The 20,865-nt window shown below is 42.0% G+C and carries 20 protein-coding genes; 19 read left to right on the top strand and 1 reads right to left on the bottom strand.

The features are described 5' to 3' along the window. Positions 1-5: 5 nt before the first annotated feature. Both metE and PSF42_RS09965 read left to right on the top strand, forming a co-directional pair. Positions 6-2,279, top strand: a complete 2,274-nt coding sequence (metE, locus tag PSF42_RS09970; protein ID WP_272679939.1) for a 5-methyltetrahydropteroyltriglutamate--homocysteine S-methyltransferase — start codon at positions 6-8, stop codon at positions 2,277-2,279. A gap of 168 nt (positions 2,280-2,447) precedes the next feature. Beyond that, a complete protein-coding gene (locus tag PSF42_RS09965; RefSeq protein ID WP_272679938.1) occupies positions 2,448-4,139 on the top strand; it encodes a carboxylesterase family protein in 1,692 nt (563 codons plus the stop codon). A gap of 60 nt (positions 4,140-4,199) precedes the next feature. On the opposite strand, the gene PSF42_RS09960 is transcribed toward PSF42_RS09965, so the two are convergent. Continuing rightward, positions 4,200-4,589, bottom strand: a complete 390-nt coding sequence (locus PSF42_RS09960) for a YidB family protein (protein WP_004260854.1) — start codon at positions 4,587-4,589, stop codon at positions 4,200-4,202. A 381-nt stretch (positions 4,590-4,970) separates the two neighbouring features. Here PSF42_RS09960 and ltnD point away from each other — a divergent pair, with 381 nt between their 5' ends. The 17 genes from ltnD (at position 4,971) to tatC (ending at position 20,834) form a co-directional block, all read left to right on the top strand. Beyond that, the gene (gene ltnD, locus PSF42_RS09955; RefSeq protein WP_272679937.1) at positions 4,971-5,879 is read left to right on the top strand and encodes an L-threonate dehydrogenase; all 909 of its coding nucleotides are present in this window, start codon (positions 4,971-4,973) and stop codon (positions 5,877-5,879) included. Beyond that, complete coding sequence (gene otnK / locus PSF42_RS09950) at positions 5,876-7,153, top strand: 3-oxo-tetronate kinase (protein ID WP_125892795.1); 1,278 nt, start codon at positions 5,876-5,878, stop codon at positions 7,151-7,153. Before ltnD ends, otnK begins: the two co-directional genes overlap by 4 nt. Next, positions 7,146-7,787, top strand: a complete 642-nt coding sequence (gene otnC / locus PSF42_RS09945; protein WP_125892793.1) for a 3-oxo-tetronate 4-phosphate decarboxylase — start codon at positions 7,146-7,148, stop codon at positions 7,785-7,787. Before otnK ends, otnC begins: the two co-directional genes overlap by 8 nt. A gap of 10 nt (positions 7,788-7,797) precedes the next feature. Then, positions 7,798-8,577 (top strand): 2-oxo-tetronate isomerase, encoded by a 780-nt coding sequence (otnI, locus tag PSF42_RS09940; RefSeq protein WP_125892791.1) that lies wholly within the window; start codon positions 7,798-7,800, stop codon positions 8,575-8,577. Between the two features lie 12 nt (positions 8,578-8,589). Continuing rightward, a complete protein-coding gene (locus tag PSF42_RS09935; RefSeq protein ID WP_004914906.1) occupies positions 8,590-9,357 on the top strand; it encodes a DeoR/GlpR family DNA-binding transcription regulator in 768 nt (255 codons plus the stop codon). 63 nt (positions 9,358-9,420) lie between these two features. After that, positions 9,421-10,380 (top strand): D-erythronate dehydrogenase, encoded by a 960-nt coding sequence (gene denD / locus PSF42_RS09930; RefSeq protein WP_272679936.1) that lies wholly within the window; start codon positions 9,421-9,423, stop codon positions 10,378-10,380. 10 nt (positions 10,381-10,390) lie between these two features. Further along, positions 10,391-11,767, top strand: a complete 1,377-nt coding sequence (locus PSF42_RS09925) for a GntP family permease (RefSeq protein WP_125892787.1) — start codon at positions 10,391-10,393, stop codon at positions 11,765-11,767. 288 nt (positions 11,768-12,055) lie between these two features. Beyond that, the gene (udp, locus tag PSF42_RS09920) at positions 12,056-12,814 is read left to right on the top strand and encodes a uridine phosphorylase (RefSeq protein ID WP_042848832.1); all 759 of its coding nucleotides are present in this window, start codon (positions 12,056-12,058) and stop codon (positions 12,812-12,814) included. Positions 12,815-13,088: 274 nt separating this feature from the next. Then, positions 13,089-13,871, top strand: a complete 783-nt coding sequence (locus tag PSF42_RS09915) for a tyrosine-protein phosphatase (protein ID WP_272679934.1) — start codon at positions 13,089-13,091, stop codon at positions 13,869-13,871. A 149-nt stretch (positions 13,872-14,020) separates the two neighbouring features. Beyond that, the gene (locus PSF42_RS09910; protein WP_140172653.1) at positions 14,021-14,551 is read left to right on the top strand and encodes a DedA family protein; all 531 of its coding nucleotides are present in this window, start codon (positions 14,021-14,023) and stop codon (positions 14,549-14,551) included. 107 nt (positions 14,552-14,658) lie between these two features. Beyond that, a complete protein-coding gene (gene rmuC / locus PSF42_RS09905; protein WP_140172654.1) occupies positions 14,659-16,014 on the top strand; it encodes a DNA recombination protein RmuC in 1,356 nt (451 codons plus the stop codon). A 75-nt stretch (positions 16,015-16,089) separates the two neighbouring features. Then, positions 16,090-16,845 carry a bifunctional demethylmenaquinone methyltransferase/2-methoxy-6-polyprenyl-1,4-benzoquinol methylase UbiE gene (gene ubiE, locus PSF42_RS09900; protein WP_102139083.1) on the top strand — a complete coding sequence of 252 codons (756 nt, stop codon included), beginning with the start codon at positions 16,090-16,092 and terminating at the stop codon, positions 16,843-16,845. A 1-nt stretch (position 16,846) separates the two neighbouring features. Next, a complete protein-coding gene (locus tag PSF42_RS09895; protein ID WP_125892780.1) occupies positions 16,847-17,500 on the top strand; it encodes a ubiquinone biosynthesis accessory factor UbiJ in 654 nt (217 codons plus the stop codon). Further along, positions 17,487-19,121: a ubiquinone biosynthesis regulatory protein kinase UbiB gene (gene ubiB / locus PSF42_RS09890; RefSeq protein ID WP_272679933.1), complete on the top strand. Its 1,635-nt coding sequence runs from the start codon at positions 17,487-17,489 to the stop codon at positions 19,119-19,121. The genes PSF42_RS09895 and ubiB overlap by 14 nt, the downstream gene beginning before the upstream one ends. Before the next feature lie 114 nt (positions 19,122-19,235). Further along, positions 19,236-19,517 (top strand): twin-arginine translocase TatA/TatE family subunit, encoded by a 282-nt coding sequence (gene tatA, locus PSF42_RS09885; protein ID WP_125892776.1) that lies wholly within the window; start codon positions 19,236-19,238, stop codon positions 19,515-19,517. Between the two features lie 3 nt (positions 19,518-19,520). Beyond that, positions 19,521-20,063, top strand: coding sequence for a Sec-independent protein translocase protein TatB (gene tatB, locus PSF42_RS09880; RefSeq protein ID WP_125892774.1), 543 nt, complete (start codon positions 19,521-19,523; stop codon positions 20,061-20,063). Between the two features lie 3 nt (positions 20,064-20,066). After that, positions 20,067-20,834 carry a Sec-independent protein translocase subunit TatC gene (tatC, locus tag PSF42_RS09875; protein ID WP_004260806.1) on the top strand — a complete coding sequence of 256 codons (768 nt, stop codon included), beginning with the start codon at positions 20,067-20,069 and terminating at the stop codon, positions 20,832-20,834. Positions 20,835-20,865: the final 31 nt, after the last annotated feature.

Raw genomic sequence — 20,865 nt, 5'->3', positions numbered from 1 at the left:
TCAATATGTCTGTTATAAATCATACACTTGGTTTTCCTCGTGTCGGTCTAAAAAGAGAGCTAAAACGTGCACAAGAAGATTATTGGGCAGGCAAGATTGACCAAGCCGCGCTATTAGAAACCGGTTATCAGTTACGTGCGCGCCATTGGCAACAACAAAAAAGTGCAGGTGTTGAGCTATTACCTGTTGGTGATTTCGCTTGGTATGACCAAGTGCTGACAACCAGTTTGCTATTGGGCAATGTGCCGCCACGCCATCAAAATGAAGATGGTTCGATTGATTTAGATACCTTATTTCGAGTTGCTCGCGGTCGCGCACCAACGGGCAAACCTGCTCCAGCAGGTGAGATGACGAAGTGGTTTAATACGAACTACCACTACATCGTGCCTGAATTTCAAAAGGGGCAACAATTTTCCCTGTCTTGGACACAGTTGTTTGACGAAGTTGATGAGGCGTTAGCATTAGGCCACAAGGTAAAACCCGTTATCATTGGCCCTATAACCTACCTTTGGTTAGGTAAAGTGAAAGGGGAACCATTTGACCGCTTATCATTACTGAATGAATTACTACCTGTATATCAGGAGATCTTGTCTCGCTTAGCAGAAAAAGGCCTTGAGTGGGTACAAATTGATGAGCCCGCATTAGTGTTAGATTTACCAGAGCAATGGCAGCAAGCTTATCAGCACGCATATCAAGCGCTGTCAGGTCATATAAAGCTGTTGTTAACCACCTATTTTGATGGTGTGAGCCACCATTTAGACTTGATTAAGCAATTGCCAGTGCAAGGTTTACATGTTGATGTGGTCGCAGGCGCTGATGATATTGAAAAACTACACCAAGTGCTGCCAGCAGATTGGGTGTTATCACTGGGAATTATTAATGGTCGTAATGTATGGAAGGCTGACTTAGGGGAAAAATTTTTACGGGTGAAGCCACTCTTAGGTCATCGTGATATATGGGTCGGGACGTCATGTTCATTGCTGCATAGCCCAATCGACTTAAATGATGAGACACGTTTAGATGCGGAAGTAAAAAGCTGGTTTGCTTTTGCTGTCCAAAAATGTGAAGAACTTGCCCTGTTAACTAAAGCACTCAATCAGCCAACAGACAGCCACATTGCTGAATTAGAGACATACAGCGCACCTATTCGAGCACGTAAAACATCAACTCGTGTGAATAATGCATCAGTGGCTCAGCGTTTGGCGGCTATTAGTGAAGGGGATACCGAGCGTTATAGCCCGTATCCACAGCGGGCAGCGCGCCAACGTCAACGCTTTAACTTACCATTATGGCCGACCACCACGATTGGTTCTTTCCCACAAACCAGTGAAATTAGAACGCTACGTTTAGACTTCAAAAAAGGGAATGTGGATAAAACCTACTATCGCACCAATATTAGTGAGCACATTAAGCAAGCCATTAAAGAACAAGAAATTTTAGGTATCGATGTCCTTGTGCATGGCGAAGCTGAACGTAATGACATGGTGGAATACTTTGGTGAGCACTTTGATGGTTATGTATTTACCCAAAATGGTTGGGTACAAAGTTATGGCTCCCGCTGTGTAAAACCCCCTGTAATTATTGGTGATATTAGTCGGCCAGAGGCGATAACCGTGGAGTGGGCAAAATACGCTCAGTCTTTAACGGAGAAACCGGTCAAAGGGATGTTAACAGGCCCAGTAACGATTCTGTGCTGGTCATTCCCACGTGAAGACGTTAGCCGTGAAACCATCGCCAAGCAAATCGCATTAGCGCTACGCGATGAAGTGGATGACTTACAAAAAGCGGGGATCGGCATTATTCAAATCGATGAGCCTGCACTGCGTGAAGGGTTGCCATTGCGTCGAGACGAGTGGGGGGCTTACCTCAAATGGGCGGTTGATGCCTTCAAACTCAGTGCGGCGGTTGCCGATGATGACACGCAAATTCACACCCATATGTGCTATTGCGAGTTCAATGACATCATGGATTCTATTGCGGCGCTGGATGCTGACGTGATCACTATCGAAACATCACGCTCGGATATGGATTTGTTGGACGCATTTGAACATTTTGATTATCCAAATGAAATTGGGCCCGGCGTCTATGATATTCACTCACCAAATGTACCGAATGTGGAATGGATTGTTGCATTATTAAGAAAGGCGGCGAAGCGTGTTCCGGTTGAGCGTTTATGGGTTAACCCAGATTGCGGCTTGAAAACGCGAGGCTGGCCAGAAACTCGCCAGGCATTAGCCAACATGGTAGAGGCAGCGAAACAACTTAGAAACGAACACTAAAATTTAAGTTGGCGAGTTATAGAGGGCGGAGAAACCTGCCCTTTTTGTTTTCCGCATTATTAGTTAAAGATAAAGTTTAATAACTAAACAATTACTGCTATATATTTTATTTAGTTGGTTTATGTACAGGGATAATATTGAAAGTTGTTAAATTATCAGGGAGTTAATATGTTAAAAAAATATATAAAAAAAACATTAATACCAGCGAGTACAGTTGCACTTTTCTTCGCTGCCTCATTTGGTGTACAGGCTCAAGGGGACAATCACATTATCGAAACAACGGCGGGTAAAGTTCAAGGTAGCACGCAACAGACACTAGTCGTGTGGACAGGAATCCCCTATGCACAGGCTCCAGTTGGGGAATTACGTTGGAAAAAACCGATACCAGCAAGTCAATGGCAAGGCATTTTTGATGCAACAAAACCTGCCACAGATTGCATTCAAATCAGTAAAACTGGGCCTACAGGGGCCGAAGATTGTTTGAATCTTAATGTTTATCGTCCTGATAATAACCAGCAAAATCTTCCTGTACTATTTTATTTGCATGGTGGAAATAACCAAACGGGAGCTTCCAGCGAATTTAACCCTCAGGTCGTTGCAACCGAATTGAATGCCGTGATTGTCACGGTTAATTATCGCCTCGGTGCATTGGGTTTTAACCCGATCCAAGCGCTTAATACCGGTGATAAAGTCGAAGATTCAGGAAACTATGCCTTACTTGATATTAAGCTCTCATTAGACTGGGTAAAAGAAAATGTTGCGGCATTCGGTGGTAATCCAAATAACATCACCATTTCCGGTTTTTCTGCGGGGGGGCGTAATGTTATGGCAATGCTGATTTCTCCAATATTTGATAGATCATTCAATAAAGCGATTGTATTTAGCGGGGGTATGACCACTTCAGATAAGGAGCAAGCAGAACAGATCTTTGCAGATAGGCTGGCTAAACTTGTTGTTAGGGATAATAAAAAGCCTACGCTAGATTCAGCGAAAGAATGGGTTCTAAGTCGTTCGCCTGAACTGAAGGCTTATCTCTATCAATTACCTGCAGCAGATCTTGCGAGTTTATTTGGTGATGCAGGCATTCGTATGTCACATTTCCCACACCTTTATCGTGATGGGGTCGTCCTGCCTAAAAATGGCTTTGAAACAGATAAATACCATTCAGTGCCAATTATCATGGTCACAGGACAAGGTGAGTTTTCGTTATTTGCTTTGGGTGATAAGCGCTTTGCGAGTGCAAGTAAAAATCATACTCTGTTCTCCAACACAACGCTTTTAAATCAATATAACTTTGCGAATAAATACGGGAGTCTGTTGTATAGTCTATTTAATGTGAATCAATCGGCACAAAAGATGTACCCACATTATAATGCGCCAATTTATGGCATTGAGTTTGGTATAGGGAACAATGAATTAGTTACGGGTAGTGAACTTGTTCCGTTAGGGACTTTCCACGGTATTTTTTTAGTACTATGGGATAAAACTAAGTTTAGTCCATTTACTCAGCAATTAGTGACGTTAAACGGTACTAAGGATGTAAGGCAAAAATTCAATGGTTATCTCGCTAATTTTTTGATTAATGGAGAACCATCCCTTGAAGGACAAGTGGTATGGAAACGTTGGACACCGGAAAATGAGCAAGCAGGTGAGTCATTATTGGTTATCGATGAGAATAAAGAAAAATCAATAATTTATATGAGTAATAAGCCATATAAATATCAGGATGTTATTGATTCAATTGAGCAGGATAATACCGTAACAGCAAAAGACAAGCAGGAAATTGTCTCTCAAGTACTGAATGGACGCTGGTTTAGTGAACCTTTAGATGCGTATTTTAATCAACAAACGGCGCAATAAATAATTATTGGTAAATTGTGTGATTGATAAGCCCAAAGCTTGGGCTTATCAAGTGAAATATTAACCAAATAATTTAGATTTCAGTAAGTTCATACCGATAGAAGCCAAATCGAGGTTTTCTGGGACTTCGCCATTGGGTGTGGCGCTATCAACTAACTGAGGAAGATATTTAGCAATCATTTCTGAGGTTGCTTGAGGCTCTAAGCCAACCTGTTGAGCTAATTCCTGGATATTCGCATTTCCAAAAACTTGCATTAATTGGCTAGCATCGATAGGTAAATTATTCCCTTCACTGATCCACGATGCAATAACACCACCTAAGCCTTGTTCGTTAAATTTTTCGATAACACCTTGAAGGCCACCTTGCTCCTCAACCCAGTTTATTACTGATTGAAATTGCTGCATTTTATCGCCTGCAACCATACCCATCATTTGCTCAAATAACCCCATGTTATCTCCTAGGCAATCAGCCAATTCATGCTCTCATCCATAGTATGGAGCATTATTCATAAAATTGTAGTCGGCTATTTTCAGCAATTTGAGTTTTAGGTCAATAGAAATGATGCATTGAATATAGCTCAGTAGAGAAAAAAGGTTTTCCATTTGTGAATTAAACGTGAATAAACATAACGCGCATCACATTTTTTATCACATTATTCTGTGAAAGCTTGTTTCAGGTGTCTTTGCTTTTATTTTGTTTTAATTCAATTGGTTATATTTTAATTGTTTGTTTTTTATATTATCTCAAATGTGATGTTAGTCATGTGTTTGTGAATTTTATTATGTGAGAATTCACAACAGTCACGAAGATTAACAACATCAGGGGTCATTATGGGAAATTTCGTTAATAAAGTTGGCGTGATTGGCCTAGGTTCTATGGGGATGGGGATCGCACAATCTCTTATAAAAAAGACGATCCCGACCTATGGATTTGATTTAAACCAAGACGCTTGCGAAAGCCTACTGCGTGGTGGAGCCGTCGCGGTGGGGCAAAATGCAGCGGAATTCGCCCATGAGATTGATGCTTTATTGCTAGTGGTCGTCAATGGTCGTCAAGTTGAAGCGATTTTATTTTCGGGTGAACAGCCTCTGGTTGAGCAATTAAGCCCCGGTACCATTATTGTACTGCATAGCACACTTTCCGCTGAACAAACCAAAAATATCGCTCAACGCCTTGCTTCATACCAATTGCCTCTTGTGGATGCGCCTATTTCAGGTGGTTCAATTAAAGCGGCTGAAGGTAAATTGACTGTAATGGCTTCAGGTGAACCAGCTCTATTTGAGCGACTTTCAGCCGTATTTGATGCTATTTCTGAGCGCTTATATCGCGTAGGGGATGAAGTCGGCTTAGGTTCAACCGTCAAAACGATTCACCAGTTATTAGCTGGGGTGCATATAGCTGTTGCCGCAGAAAGTATGGCTTTAGCCGCCAAGGCGGGTATTGACCTTGACGTGATGTACGACATTGTTACCCATGCAGCTGGAAATTCATGGATGTTTGAAAACCGTATGCAACATGTCTTAGACGGTGATTATACGCCAAAATCATCAGTCGATATTTTTGTCAAAGATTTAGGGCTAGTGATGGAAACAGGGAAAGCATTAAATTTCCCGCTCCCACTCGCGTCAACCGCCCATCAAATGTTTATTTCAGCGAGCAATGAGGGCTTTGGTTTACAGGATGACAGCGCGGTGATCAAAACATTTAAAGGTATTACTTTACCGGAGAAAAAAGCATGACAGTGAAGTTAGGCGTAATAGCGGATGATTTTACCGGTGCGACTGATATCGCAGGCTTTATGGTGCAAAACGGTTGGAAGGTTGTCCAGTTATTGAATGAACCCGATGAAAACACACCGGTACCACAAGATGTTGATGCCATAGTCATTAGTTTAAAAAGTCGCTCTTGTCCTGTGGATGAAGCTGTCAGTGCATCGACTAATGCGTGCAATTGGCTGAAACAAAAAGCGAATTGTCAGCAAATTTTCTTTAAATATTGCTCGACGTTTGACTCCACCGAAAAAGGCAATATTGGTCCCGTTACAGATGCATTAATGGCGCAACTAGGAACAGATTTAGCATTAGTTTGTCCTGCGTTACCGATTAACGGCAGAACCGTTATTCATGGGCATTTATTTGTGAATGGCCAGCTACTTAATGAAAGTGGCATGCAGCACCATCCTGTCACGCCAATGACAGATGCAAACTTATTGCGTGTGATGGAAAAGCAATCAAAAGGCAAAGCAGGTTTAGTCAGACTTGATGATATTCAAAAAGGCAGTGACGTTGTTAGCCAAAAACTTGCCGAATTAGCTCAACAAGGTGTGAGTTACGCGGTCGTTGATGGCTTGACGATGGATGATTTGCTTCCTATCGCACAAGCGGTTAAAGCGATGCCATTGTTAACTGGGGGTTCCGGCCTCGGTGCTGCACTGGCCAATGTGGATAGCCAATGTCCATGGGGGGGCACAACGCAACGAGGTGAAAAACCAACAGGTAAAAACAGGAAGACAGTTGTTTTATCAGGCAGTTGCTCGGTAATGACGAACAAACAAGTGCAGGCTTATCAGCAAGTTGCCCCTGCAAAAATGTTGGATGTGGGGGAGTGTTTAAATAACCCAGAGTATGCCAAAACATTGGCAGATTGGGTGCAAGCACAGCAACTAACTGGTTTAGCACCAATGCTTTATGCCACTCAATCACCTGAGTTATTGAAACAGACACAAGAAAAATATGGCGCAGCGGAATCAAGTTCCGCGGTCGAGAAGGTATTTGGTGAAGTTGTCGTGCTGTTGAAAGCGCAAGGGTATGACACCTTTATTATTGCTGGCGGCGAAACCTCTGGAAAAGTGGTTCAAAGCCTTGGAACAGAACAATTAAGTATTGGTTCACCAATCGCCCCTGGTGTGCCATGGGTACAGGACTTAGCAAGCGGTAACTGGTTAGCGCTGAAATCAGGTAATTTCGGCCAAGAAAATTTCTTCCAGTTTGCACAGGAGATGTTTAATGAGTGATGAAAAGGCGCTGCGCCAAGAGTTAGTCGATTGGGCTAAATCAATGTTTAACCGCGGCTACAGTAGCGGTGGTGCAGGGAACATTAGTGCTCGGTTACCTGATGGTTCGATTATCGTGACACCGACCAACTCCAGTTTTGGTGATTTAGAGCCTAACAAACTGAGTAAGCTCGATGCGCAAGGCAATTGGATTGGAGGAGATAAACCGACAAAAGAAGTTTCTATGCATATGGCGATGTATTTACAACGTCCTGATTGCCAAGCGGTTGTTCATCTTCATTCACCTTGGCTAACTGCGTTGTCTTGCTTGCCAGGGTTAGATACAAAAAATTGTTTACCGCCAATCACGCCATATTATGTGATGCGAGTGGGGAAACTGCCATTGATTGAATACTTGCCACCGGGGGATGACCGAATTGGTGAGGAAATTGCAAAATTAGCACCGACACATAATGCGGTATTGCTATCGAATCATGGCCCGGTCGTGGGTGGTAAAACATTAAGACAAGCTTTCTTCAATGCAGAAGAATTAGAAGATACAGCTCGCTTATATATCACATTACGCCCACATGGCTTTACAACATTAACGCAAGAGCAGGTTGAACAGCTCGAAAGTCGTTATCCACAAAAGTAGCGAGGCAAAAATGGCTAAATTTGCTGCAAATCTAAGCATGATGTTTACCGAAGTGCCTTTTATACAGCGCTTTGAACGGGCTGCAAATGCAGGGTTCAAAGGTGTTGAGTATCTTTTTCCTTATGAAGAAGATGCCGATGTCATTGCCGGTGAGCTGAGTAAATACCATTTAACTCAGGCCCTGTTTAATATGCCAGCGGGTAACTGGGCACAAGGGGAGCGCGGTATGGCTTCGATCCCCGGTCGTGAGAACGAATTTGCCGAAGGCGTACAAACCGCATTGAAATATGCGAAAGCGTTAGGCTGCAAACAAGTTCATGCGATGGCAGGAAAAGTGAATGAAAATTATACGCTCGAACAACAAACTGCGTGCTATATCAAAAACATTCAATATGCGGCCGATGTGATGGCTGAGCACGGTATTCGTGTACTCATTGAGCCAATCAATACCCGTGATATGCCTGGATATTTTTTAACAACACAAAAACAAGCGGAAGCATTGCTACCTGAAATTGACCGTGAAAATGTATTTATCCAGTTGGATTTATATCACTGCCAAATTATGGAAGGTGATTTATTGAAAACAATTGAACGTTTATGGGGTAAATTTAGTCACATTCAGATAGCGTCAGTCCCATATCGGCATGAACCGGATAGCGGAGAAGTCAACTACCCATGGATTTTTAAGCAATTAGATGAAATGGGTTATGAAGGCTGGTTAGGATGTGAATATCATCCAGCAGGCCGCACCGAAGATGGATTAGGCTGGCTTAAACAAGCAAATTCATAATTAGGAGAACCTATGCTTCCTTCTGAGCGTCGTGATTTTATTTACCGTTACGTGCATGAACATCAAACCGTATCGATCAGTGACTTGGTTGAGCTAATGAATGTCTCTCATATGACAGTGCGACGTGATATTCGGATGTTGGAAGAAGAAGGGAAGGTACTCAGTATTAGTGGTGGTGTTAAGTTAAATGATGTGTTGCGCCAAGAGCTACCTTGGAGTGAAAAGGCGCGGTTGCATCATCGCCATAAGCGTGAAATTGGCCAGTTTGCTAGCTCGTTAGTCGAAGATGGGCAGGTGGTGTATCTCGATGCGGGAACCACCACTTTTGAGATTGCACGTGTACTTGGTGAGCGTTTTAACTTAACGATTGTCACTAATGACTTTTCGATTATGCAGTATTTAATGAATAAATCGCAGCTGAATCTATACCACACCGGGGGATTAGTGGATAAGCGTAACCACTCTAGTGTCGGAAATACGGCTGCGATGATGCTGAAAACGCTCAATGTTGATATTGCTTTTATCAGCACCAGCTCATGGGATTTACAGCATGGGGTTTCGACTCCACATGAGGAAAAAGTTCAGATAAAACAGACGCTATTGGATGTTGCTCGCCGTTGTGTGCTGGTTTCAGACAGTAGTAAGTTTGGCAAATATGGCATGTTTCGTGTTTGCCCATTGAATCAATTGCACGACATCATTTGCGATGATCAATTGCCAGCTGATGTGGTGCAGCGGATAACAGAACAAAACATAAAACTTCATTTAATCAAGACATAAAACATAAATAATCTTACCTAATACTGCATAGCCAGTTAAAGGGCTATAGCAAGGAGAATTACAATGAAAGTTATTATTACTGGTGGCGCAGGCTTTCTGGGCCAGCAGCTAGCCGCTGCTTTGCTTAAAAATACTCAGGGTTTAAAATTTGACCACCTTGTTTTAGCCGATATTCAATGCCCTACATCACCGATTGAAGATGCCAGAGTCAGTTGTGTCGCTTTAGATTTAACGCAAGCCGGCGCGGCAGATAAACTGATTGACGCGCAAACCGACGTGGTTTTCCACCTTGCGGCTATCGTAAGTAGTCACGCTGAAAGTGATTTTGACTTGGGTATGAAGGTTAACTTCGAAGCCACTCGCCAATTACTGGAAGTCGCTCGAGCCAAGAACCCAGCAATCAAATTTATGTTCACCAGCTCCCTCGCTGTGTTTGGTGGTGAGCTACCTGATGTCATCACAGACTTGTGTGTCGTTAACCCACAATCGTCCTATGGTGCTCAAAAAGCCATGTGCGAATTGATGGTCAATGACTATTCACGTAAAGGCTTTGTTGATGGTCGAGTGATGCGTTTACCGACTATTAGCATTCGCCCTGGTGTACCCAATAAAGCAGCCTCTTCATTCGCAAGTGGCATTATTCGTGAGCCATTAAATGGGATTGAAAGTGTTTGTCCTGTCTCCCCAGATCTCGCGTTATGGTTATCTAGCCCTGAAACCGTGATTAACAATTTTATTCATGCAGTCAGTATCCCTGCTGAGAAATTCGGTAAGTCACGCACTGTAAACCTGCCAGGTATTACCGTTACTGTTCAAGGCATGATTGATGCTTTACGTGATGTTGCAGGTCAAGAAGCGGTGGATCTTATTCGCTTTGAACCTGATGAAGCCATTAACCGTATTGTGGCGAGCTGGCCGGGCAAATTTGATATCAGCCGTGCATTGGATCTTGGTTTCCGTGCAGATGGCTCTTTTGGTGATGCGATCCGTTCGTTTATCGCCCACCACGGTTCTTCTAAGTAGGAGATAGCCTATGTCCTATATTCCTGTTATTGGCCTCGCAGTGGCCATATTTGTCTTGATCTTTTTAGTATTACGAACGCGTGTTCATGCGTTATTAGCAATGCTAATTGCTGCGGCCATCGCGGGTGTATCCGGTGGTTTGACTGCAGCAGAGACGGTGACAGTCATCACAAAAGGCTTTGGGTCAACACTCGGTAGCATCGGTATTGTTATTGGACTCGGGGTAATGATGGGAAGGGTGCTGGAAGTTTCAGGTGCTGCTGAACAGATAGCTTATAGCTTTATCAAATGGCTAGGTAAAAAACGCGAAGAATGGGCGTTAGCAATTACCGGCTATATTGTCAGTATTCCTATCTTCGTTGATTCTGCTTTTGTGATTTTATACCCATTGGCAAAAGCATTAGCCAAAAATGGTAAACGTAGCATACTGACTTTAGGCGTTGCACTCGCGGGTGGGTTAGTGGTGACACACCACACCGTTCCACCAACACCTGGGCCTTTAGGCGTGGCAGGGATCTTTGGTGTCGATGTTGGCGCAATGATCCTGGCAGGAATGAGCCTCGCTATTCCTTGTGTTATCGGTATTGTTCTTTACGCAAAATGGTTAGGGACTAAATACCCTGAATTTATGCCAGATGAAACGGGTAGTGAAGACCTGAAAGAAGTTCACGCTCGTTATATGGAAGAAAAAGCGAATAAACCATTACCAAGCCTGTTCTTATCGCTTTTACCGATTATTACGCCTATTTTGTTAATTTTCATAAATGCAATCAATGGGTTAATGCTAAAAACGGAATCTTTCCAAGGCATGGAAAGCAATTGGTACTTCCAAACGTTTCAATTTTTAGGTGCACCGATTATTGCATTATCAATTAGTGTGTTGATCTCTGTTTACACATTAATGCCAAAAGCAACAAAAGAAGAAGTCATCGACCGTATGGAAGAGGGCTTGCAAGCTGCCGGTATCATCCTACTTGTAACGGGGGCTGGTGGTGCATTAGGTGCAGTACTGCGTGATAGTGGCACAGGAAATATTCTTGCAGAACACGTGGCAAATCTGCCGATTACACCTGTATTGATTCCGTTTATCATCGCAACGTTGGTTCGTTTGATTCAAGGTTCGGGTACAGTAGCAATGATTACTGCAGCATCTATTTCTGCACCAATTATTAGCCAAATACCTGATATTAACTTATTGGTCGCAGCGCAAGCGGCAACCATGGGGTCTCTGTTCTTCGGTTACTTTAACGACAGCCTGTATTGGGTGGTGAACAGAATGATGGGAATTAAGGACGTTAAACAACAAATCATTGTTTGGTCTATTCCGACCACCATTGCGTGGGCGATAGGTCTAGTTGGTGTCCTCATTCTTGATGTAATTCTCTAACATAGCGTTATCAGTTTTAGTTCTGCCAAATAATCAAAGCGCCCAGTCATTTGGGCGCTTTTTTCGTTATGTCAAACTTTCATCTATACTGATGACAATGGATGTTAAAGAGAAATAAAGACAATGAATATATGTGATTCAAATCACTAAATGATGAAATCAAGATTTTATTGTTTTCATTAAAGGTGACAGCCATCACTAAAAATTTATCGTTTTCTCGTTATATTACAAATAACGATTAATCAGTATCGACTGATTTAATGATGCCATTGTGTAAAGGAGTTTGAAATGTCCGACGTTTTCCACTTAGGTTTAAAGAAAAGTGACTTACAGGGTGCGACCGTAGCGATTGTTCCTGGGGATCCTAACCGTGTTGAAAAAATTGCACGTCTGATGGATAACCCTGTACACCTTGCGTCATTACGTGAATATACCTCTTGGCGTGGTGAACTTGACGGCAAAGCCGTCATTGTTTGTTCAACGGGTATTGGTGGTCCATCAACCTCGATTGCCGTAGAAGAACTGGCACAACTTGGTATCCGTACTTTCTTACGTATTGGTACAACAGGTGCAATTCAAGAAGATATCAATGTCGGTGATGTGTTAGTCACTACGGGAGCTGTACGTTTAGATGGCGCTAGCCAACACTTTGCACCATTAGAATACCCTGCAGTTGCTGATTTTAACTGCACCAATGCACTTTATGCTGCTGCGAAAGACGCGGGTGCAACCGTTCATGTCGGTGTCACTGCATCATCAGATACCTTCTACCCAGGTCAAGAACGCTATGATACCTATACCGGCCGTGTAATGCGTCACTTCAGAGGGTCGATGAAAGAGTGGCAAGACATGGGCGTGATGAACTATGAAATGGAGTCAGCGACATTACTGACCATGTGTTCAAGTAGTAAAGGCTTGCGTGCAGGTATGGTGGCTGGTGTTATTGTAAATCGTACCCAGCAAGAAATTCCAAATGAAGCGTTACTGAAGAAAACGGAAGGTAACGTGTTAAGCATTGTGGTTGAAGCCGCTCGCCGCTTACTGTAGTTCGTGATTTACTGGCTCGCTTACTTGAATTTCACTCGGTTGTGGACGAAAAGTAGGCGGGCTTAGTCCTTTTATCTATTTTTCATCTCTCTTTATTTCCTCTATAGATTTAGCCATTATTCATTAGTTTTCAGGAAATATTCTGATCCTCTTATTTGCTAGATCTGTTATTGTCATAAAAACAATTATCAATATTATGTGCCCTTAAATTATTCAGGTTACATTTGTTTTATTGTTAACTGGAATGAAAGCTATAGGGCAAAAAGGAATTATTATGTCAACAACACCTTATCTTCATCCTTCTGTTTTGCCTTTAAAAGGCGGTATTAACTTCCGCGATCTCGGTGGTAAAAAACTCGCTAATGGTGGAAAAATTAAGCCTGGAGTCCTGTTCCGTTCTGGTGCGTTAGACCGATTAACACAGGAAGACGAAGTGGTTTTGCGTTCACAAAATCTTTTCCAAATCATTGATTATCGTGATGAAGCTGAAATCTTAGATAAGCCTGATGTCATTTGGCAAGGCGCGCATTATATTCATGCTCCAGCGAATCCCTTAGCTAAAGAAGTCACCGCAAATTTAGATAAATTAACGTCAGAAATATTGGAACAGTTCGATCCACAAGCCTTTATGTTTCGTTTATACGAACTATTACCCCTGAACAATCCTGCTTATCACCAATTGGTCAATTTACTCAAGCAGCCAGAAAAAGGCGGGATCGTGCAACATTGTGCAGTAGGAAAAGACCGCACAGGGGTCGGTTCTGCACTCGTATTATTTGCGTTAGGTGCAGATTTAGACACAGTAATGGAAGATTATTTACTGACTAATGAAACACTTGCACCATACCGTAAACACTTACTCGAAGAGCACGCAAAAACGATGGACGAAAATATCGTGAAAAAATTTGAGTATGTCTATTCAGTACGTGAAGACTTTTTGAGAACGGCTCTAAACAGTATTGAAAGCCAGTATGGCAATGTTGACCAATGGCTAGAAAAAGATTTTGGCCTAGGGAAACAGCAACGAGAAGCACTGCAAAGTCAATTTTTGGACTAAGTCATACTAACTGAAACATGAGTTGTGGATGAGCCATTTTTCTATATCCACAACTCGGTTTTTCCAAAGGTGTTTTTGCCTTGTTTAACTTTGATTTACTACTTTTTCGCTACAGTATTCTGATTATCCCCTAATGAAAGGAACTGACCGTGACACTCAATGAAATTGTCACCATAGTGACGGACTTTACACGCGAACATGAAGTATGGGCGCTTCCTATTATTTTCTTTTTGGCGTTTGGGGAGTCTCTGGCATTTCTGTCACTTTTGTTACCTGCAACGGTTATTTTACTCGGGCTTGGCGCTTTGATTGGTGAAAGTAATATTACTTTCTGGCCAATATGGTTAGCGGCTGCACTCGGTGCTTTCTTTGGGGACTGGCTCTCTTATTGGATTGGTTATCATTACAAAGAAAATGTACGTCATATGTGGCCAATTTCTCGAAACCCGCAAATGATTGATAAAGGGCAGCGTTTCTTTGACCGTTGGGGTATCTGGGGAATTTTCTTTGGGCGCTTCTTCGGGCCTTTACGAGCCATTGTTCCCTTGGTTGCTGGGATTTGCGCAATGCCACAACGGCATTTCCAGCTCGCCAATATCGCCTCTGCGATGATTTGGGCATTTGGTATTTTAGCGCCAGGAGCGCTGGGCCTAAAGTGGTTCGCAAGTTGGATAGGCTAAGCTTGCGAAGCGCTTCGCAAAATTTTCTTCAATGGCTAAATTACCTCTGGACACTTATACAGTATCCCATTACCTTACACTAGACTTTGTAAAGTAAGGATTTAACCGTGGATACCTCTCTTTTATATGCTGTCATTGGTGTGCTGAGTGGCGTTTTAGTTGGTGGTTTAGCAACTTGGTTCTCTATTGCCCAAAAAATTGCGCAAAAAGATCAGGAACTGCAGCAACTCAATCGTCAACTTGCAGCGAGTGACGAAAAAAATATTCATCTTGCGCAATGGAAAGAGGAATATGACAGGCTAGATCAAGAACTGCGTACTCAAAGGGATATCAATCGAGAGCAAGAAGCGGAACTTCGCGAGGTCATCACCCGTTTTGAGCAAAACCAGTTAGCAAATGAAGAGAAACAACGCATTTTACAAAATAGTGAACAACGGCTGACAGCGCAATTCGAAAACCTAGCAAATCGTATTTTTGAGCAAAATGAGCGGCGCGCATCTGAGCAACAACAGAAAAGCCTATTGGCGATGTTGTCACCTTTTCGTGAGCAATTAGATGGTTTTCGTCAGCAAGTTCAGCAAAGTTTTGGTGAAGAGGCCAAAGAACGCCACACTTTAACCTATGAGATTAGGCAATTACAGCAACTCAACAATCAAATGACCAAAGAAGCTGTTAACCTGACACGCGCTCTGAAAGGAGATAACAAAATTCAAGGGAACTGGGGAGAAACCATTCTGACTCGGATCCTAGAAGTCTCAGGTTTACGTGAAGGAAGTGAATTTGAAACCCAAGTTAGTATCAACACAAGTTATAATAGCCGCTATCAACCAGATGTGATTATTCATCTTCCTGAAGGTAAAGATGTGGTCGTTGATGCCAAAATGTCGCTGGTTTCTTATGAACATTACTTCAATAGCGAAGATCCACATGAACAGCAACAAGCACTAAAAAACCATGTGGCATCTATTCGCAACCATATGCGTATGTTGAGCCGTAAGGATTACCATCAGTTACCGGGAATTCGTTCATTGGACTACGTTTTAATGTTTATCCCTATTGAACCTGCTTATTTACTGGCTTTGAAAGAGGCTCCCGAGTTACTTGATGAAGGAATTAAACAGAATATTATGTTAGTTTGTCCTTCAACATTGTTAGTCGCAGTGAGAACGATTAATAATATGTGGCGATATGAACGCCAAGGGCAAAATGCTCAGGAAATAGCAAATAGAGCAGCGAAAATGTATGACAAGCTGCGCTTGTTTGTGGATGATATGCAAGTTTTAGGCACCAGTCTTGATAAAGCGAATAATACTTACCTATCGGCAATGAAACGCCTTGCCGAAGGACGTGGAAATTTAATTAGCCAAGCGGAAAGTTTTAAAGAGCTCGGAGTCGAAATTAAGCAGCCTATCGAGCCTCAATTAGTTGAGCGGTCTGATACGTCTAATTGTGCGGAATCTTAGACTTCTGATAGGGTTTTGGCTCAAAGACTGTTACACTTCCTACAAAAGTTTGAATGATAAGCAGGCATAAGAGAAATGACTGAACCAACTAAAGAAACCATTGATTTCGGTTTCCGTACTGTCGGCAAAGAAGATAAAGCTGGCCTAGTAGCGAATGTTTTTCACTCAGTAGCATCAAAATATGACTTAATGAATGATTTGATGTCATTTGGTATCCATCGTATTTGGAAGCGTTTTACTATTGAAGCGAGCGGAGTACGTCGTAATCAGCGAGTACTTGACTTGGCTGGTGGAACGGGTGACTTAACCGCTAAATTTTCACGTTTAGTGGGTGAAAAAGGCGAAGTCATACTCGCAGACATTAATGACTCAATGCTAAAAATGGGGCGTGAGAAATTACGTGACCTAGGTATTGTCGGTAATGTTAATTATGTACAAGCCAATGCGGAAGAACTGCCATTCCCAGATAACTATTTTGATTGTATTACAATCTCTTTTGGCCTGCGTAATGTCACCGACAAAGATAAAGCGCTACGCTCTATGTTCCGAGTGCTAAAACCAGGTGGGCGTTTATTGGTACTAGAGTTCTCAAAACCAATTATTGAGCCTTTGAATAAAGCTTATGATGCTTATTCATTCCATATACTCCCTCGTATTGGTCAGGCGATCGTTAATGATCCAGATAGCTATCGTTATTTAGCTGAGTCAATCCGCATGCATCCAAACCAAGAAACACTAAAAGGTATGATGGAAAATGCAGGTTTTGAACAGGTGTCGTACACCAATATGACAGGTGGAATTGTCGCATTGCACAAAGGGTTTAAATTCTAAGATGGAAGCACCATCAACACATACCGAAAATCAAAATACAGTTTTGTATTCTTTGATAACAGCATTGATGGAAACCTCTCTTAACCACGTGTTGTTTAAAGAAAAAGTTCTACAGCCTGCTAGAATGCGTTTGGCTGGTAAAGTTATGGCGGTTGAACTTAAAGAACTGAATAAAACGTTAACACTTGTTTTTGCTGAAAATCATGTTGATGTGTTAAGCCAGTGGGTTGAGCCTGCGGACTGTACCATTAAAACATCCATCTTTACGCTTGTTAAATTGAAAGACAAACAGCAATTATCTCAACTTATCAATCGTGGTGATATCGTGATTGAAGGGGATATGCAAATTGTGCAGCACTGGTCTTCTTTACTCGATTTAGCAATTTGGAATCCTGCTCACTATCTATCACCGTATATCGGTGATGTTGCAGCTGAAGGGCTTAGTAAATTACTGAATAAAGGTGCGTGCCTTGCATCTCATTTAGTAAAACAGCAAAAAACGTATATCAAAGACGCAATAATTGAAGAGTGGAAAATGGCTCCTAGCCAACTTGAACTTGCTCATTTTAGTGATGGAGTCGAGCAAGTAGAAAATTCATTGAGTGCGCTTGAACAACGGTTAAGCCAGTTGGAGGAGAAGAATGACACCCGGTGAAATAAAACGACTTTACTTCATTATTCGGGTTTTTCTCTCTTACGGATTAGACGAGTTAATCCCCAAAATTAAACTAACGTTACCATTACGAATCGGGCGCTTAGGTTTATTTTGGATTAAAAATAAGCATAAAGATAAAGCATTGGGCGAAAGGCTTCGTCTTGCTTTGCAAGAACTTGGGCCTGTTTGGATTAAATTTGGCCAAATGTTATCGACTCGCCGAGATCTTTTCCCACCTGCGATCGCAGATCAACTTTCGCTATTGCAAGACAAAGTGGCGAGTTTCGATGGCAAACTGGCGCGAAGCTATATTGAAGAGTCTCTCGAAGGGCCACTAGAACAGTGGTTTGATGACTTTGATGAGGAAGCTTTAGCGTCTGCGTCCATTGCTCAGGTTCATACCGCAACATTAAAAGAAAATGGCAAAGATGTTGTCATCAAGGTGATTCGTCCTGATATTTTGCCAATTATTAAAGCTGACATTAAATTAATGTACCGCATTGCAAATTGGGTTCCTTTGTTGCCAGATGGGCGACGATTAAGACCAAAAGAAGTCGTGCGTGAATATGAAAAAACATTGATTGACGAGCTGAATTTGCTCCGTGAATCAGCAAATGCCATTCAGCTTCGTCGTAACTTTGAAAATAGTGCAATGCTGTATGTACCAGAGGTCTATCCAGATTATTGCCGTGAAAACGTGATGGTCATGGAGCGTATCTACGGGATCCCAGTTTCCGATATTGCTGCGCTTAAAGCGCAGGGGACCAATATGAAACTGCTGGCAGAGCGCGGTGTTAAAGTCTTCTTTACACAGGTTTTCCGTGACAGTTTTTTCCATGCAGATATGCATCCAGGCAATATCTTTGTGAGTTACGATCATCCAGAAGATCCTCAGTACATAGGGATAGATTGTGGAATAGTCGGTTCATTAAACAAAGAAGACAAACGCTATTTGGCGGAAAACTTCATTGCTTTTTTTAATCGTGATTACCGTAAAGTTGCAGAATTGCACGTTGACTCGGGCTGGGTTCCTTCAGACACAAATGTGGAAGACTTTGAGTTTGCTATCCGTACCGTATGTGAGCCTATTTTTGAGAAACCATTGGCTGAAATTTCATTTGGGCAAGTATTATTAAATTTATTTAATACAGCACGCCGTTTCAACATGGAAGTTCAGCCACAGTTAGTCTTATTACAGAAAACACTGTTGTATGTAGAAGGGCTAGGACGGCAGCTTTATCCCCAACTTGATCTCTGGAAAACAGCAAAGCCCTTCCTTGAAGACTGGGTTCATAGCCAAGTAGGGATACCTGCAATTACCCAAGCATTAAAAGAAAAGGCACCTTATTGGGCAGAAAAAATGCCTGAAATTCCTGATTTGATTTATGGTGCTTTGAGACAGCATAAATATTTACAATCGAATATTGACCAACTAACGCAGCAACTGAAAAGTCAGCGTAATAAACAACGAAAATCTCAGTACCTTTTAGGTATCGGTGCCACATTTATACTCTGTGGAAGTTTATTCCTTATTTCTAATCTCACACCGTTTGGAGTTGTGTTTATGGTTGCAGGAGCGCTGTCTTGGTTGTTTGGTTGGAGTAAAACCGGCGGTAATTAAGTAAACTTTGTTTTGCGACAAGTTTATAAGGCTGTGAACATTTCCGTATTTTGTGTTGGTTGTATATAATAGATCTCATAACATTGATCCCAAAACTATATAGAGGTATTAACAATGGAATCAACTTTCGCAATGGCTGCTTTCGGTAGTCCTTGGCAGCTCATTATCATTGCTTTACTTATTATTTTAATTTTCGGCACCAAAAAATTGCGTTCTTTAGGCTCAGACTTGGGTGAATCACTCAAAGGCTTTAAAAAAGCAATGAACGATGACGAAAAAGCAAAAGCAGAACAAGAAAAGCAAGATGCTGACTTCGCACCTAAAAATATTACTGAACAACAGGCTGCTGAGAAGAAAGAAAGCCCAGTTGAGAGCAAAAATAAAGAGCAGGGTTAAACCGTGTTTGACATAGGTTTTAGTGAACTGTTGCTTATTGCAGTTATTGGTCTCGTTGTATTAGGCCCTGAGCGGTTACCAGTGGCAGTGAGGACTGTCGCTGGGTGGATCCGTGCGATGCGTTCTATGGCTGCAAATGTACAAAATGAGTTAACGCAAGAGTTAAAATTGCAGGAGCTACAGGACACGCTGAAAAAGGTTGAGGAAAAGGCTAATTTAGAAGCACTTTCTCCTGAACTTAAGCAGTCCATGGAAGAATTGCGTACAGCTGCACAATCGCTTAAAAGCGGCTACCAAGAGACAACCAATGATATTGAAACAGAGTTAAATAAAGCAAAAGAGATCACTGACAGTTACGATAGTGCTGTAAAGGAAGCGAAAGATAATACTCAGCAACCTGAAGAGTCTGATCCAAACCCTGAACATGCAGCTAAAATGGCTGCCGTTGTTGAGGATGAAAAAACGGAAGATTCAACAGCTGTAAAAACAGTAGGATCACTCGAAGCTAATGTAAAAAACTCTAATCAAACTGAAAGTGAAAAATAACACATGGCTGTAAATGATACACAACCACTTATTAGCCACCTCATTGAACTTCGTAAACGGCTGCTAAACTGTTTAATTACCGTATTAATTGTTTTTGCTGCCCTTGCTTATTTTTCAAATGATATCTATCGGCTGGTAGCAGCCCCTTTGATTGATAAGCTGCCAGTAGGTTCGCAAATGAGTGCGACGGATGTGGCGTCAACATTTTTTACCCCAATTAAATTGACAATGATGGTATCGGTTTTTGTATCGATTCCCGTTATTCTCTATCAAATTTGGGCTTTCATTGCGCCTGCCTTATACAAGCATGAACGCAAACTCATGTTGCCTTTGCTTGTCTCAAGTAGCTTCTTGTTTTATTTGGGAATGGCATTTGCCTACTTCGTTGTTTTTCCGCTCGCATTTGGTTTCTTTGTTAAAACAACCCCTGATAGCGTCAACTTTATTCCAGATATCAGTAAATACCTTAGTTTTGTCATGACATTATTCATGGCTTTCGGTGCCGCATTTGAAGTACCTATTGCAATTATTTTACTGTGTTGGACTGGCGTGACTACACCAGAATCACTGAAACGTAAACGTCCTTATATTTTAGTCGGGGCATTTATCGTTGGGATGTTTTTAACACCGCCGGATGTACTCTCTCAAACTTTACTTGCTGTTCCAATGTATTTGCTTTTTGAACTCGGTGTCCTGTTATCTAATTTCTATGTTGGTAAAGGCAGAAATCGGCAAGAAGGGGCAGAGGAAGAAGAAAAAGAAGAGTCCTGATTTGCACTAAATAGCGGTTATTTGAAATGTA

This window comes from Providencia sp. PROV032, assembly GCF_028484875.1.
Classification (GTDB): domain Bacteria; phylum Pseudomonadota; class Gammaproteobacteria; order Enterobacterales; family Enterobacteriaceae; genus Providencia; species Providencia rettgeri_E.
Note: the sequence above shows the minus strand (reverse complement) of the source record. Positions and strands in the feature narration are given on the sequence as shown.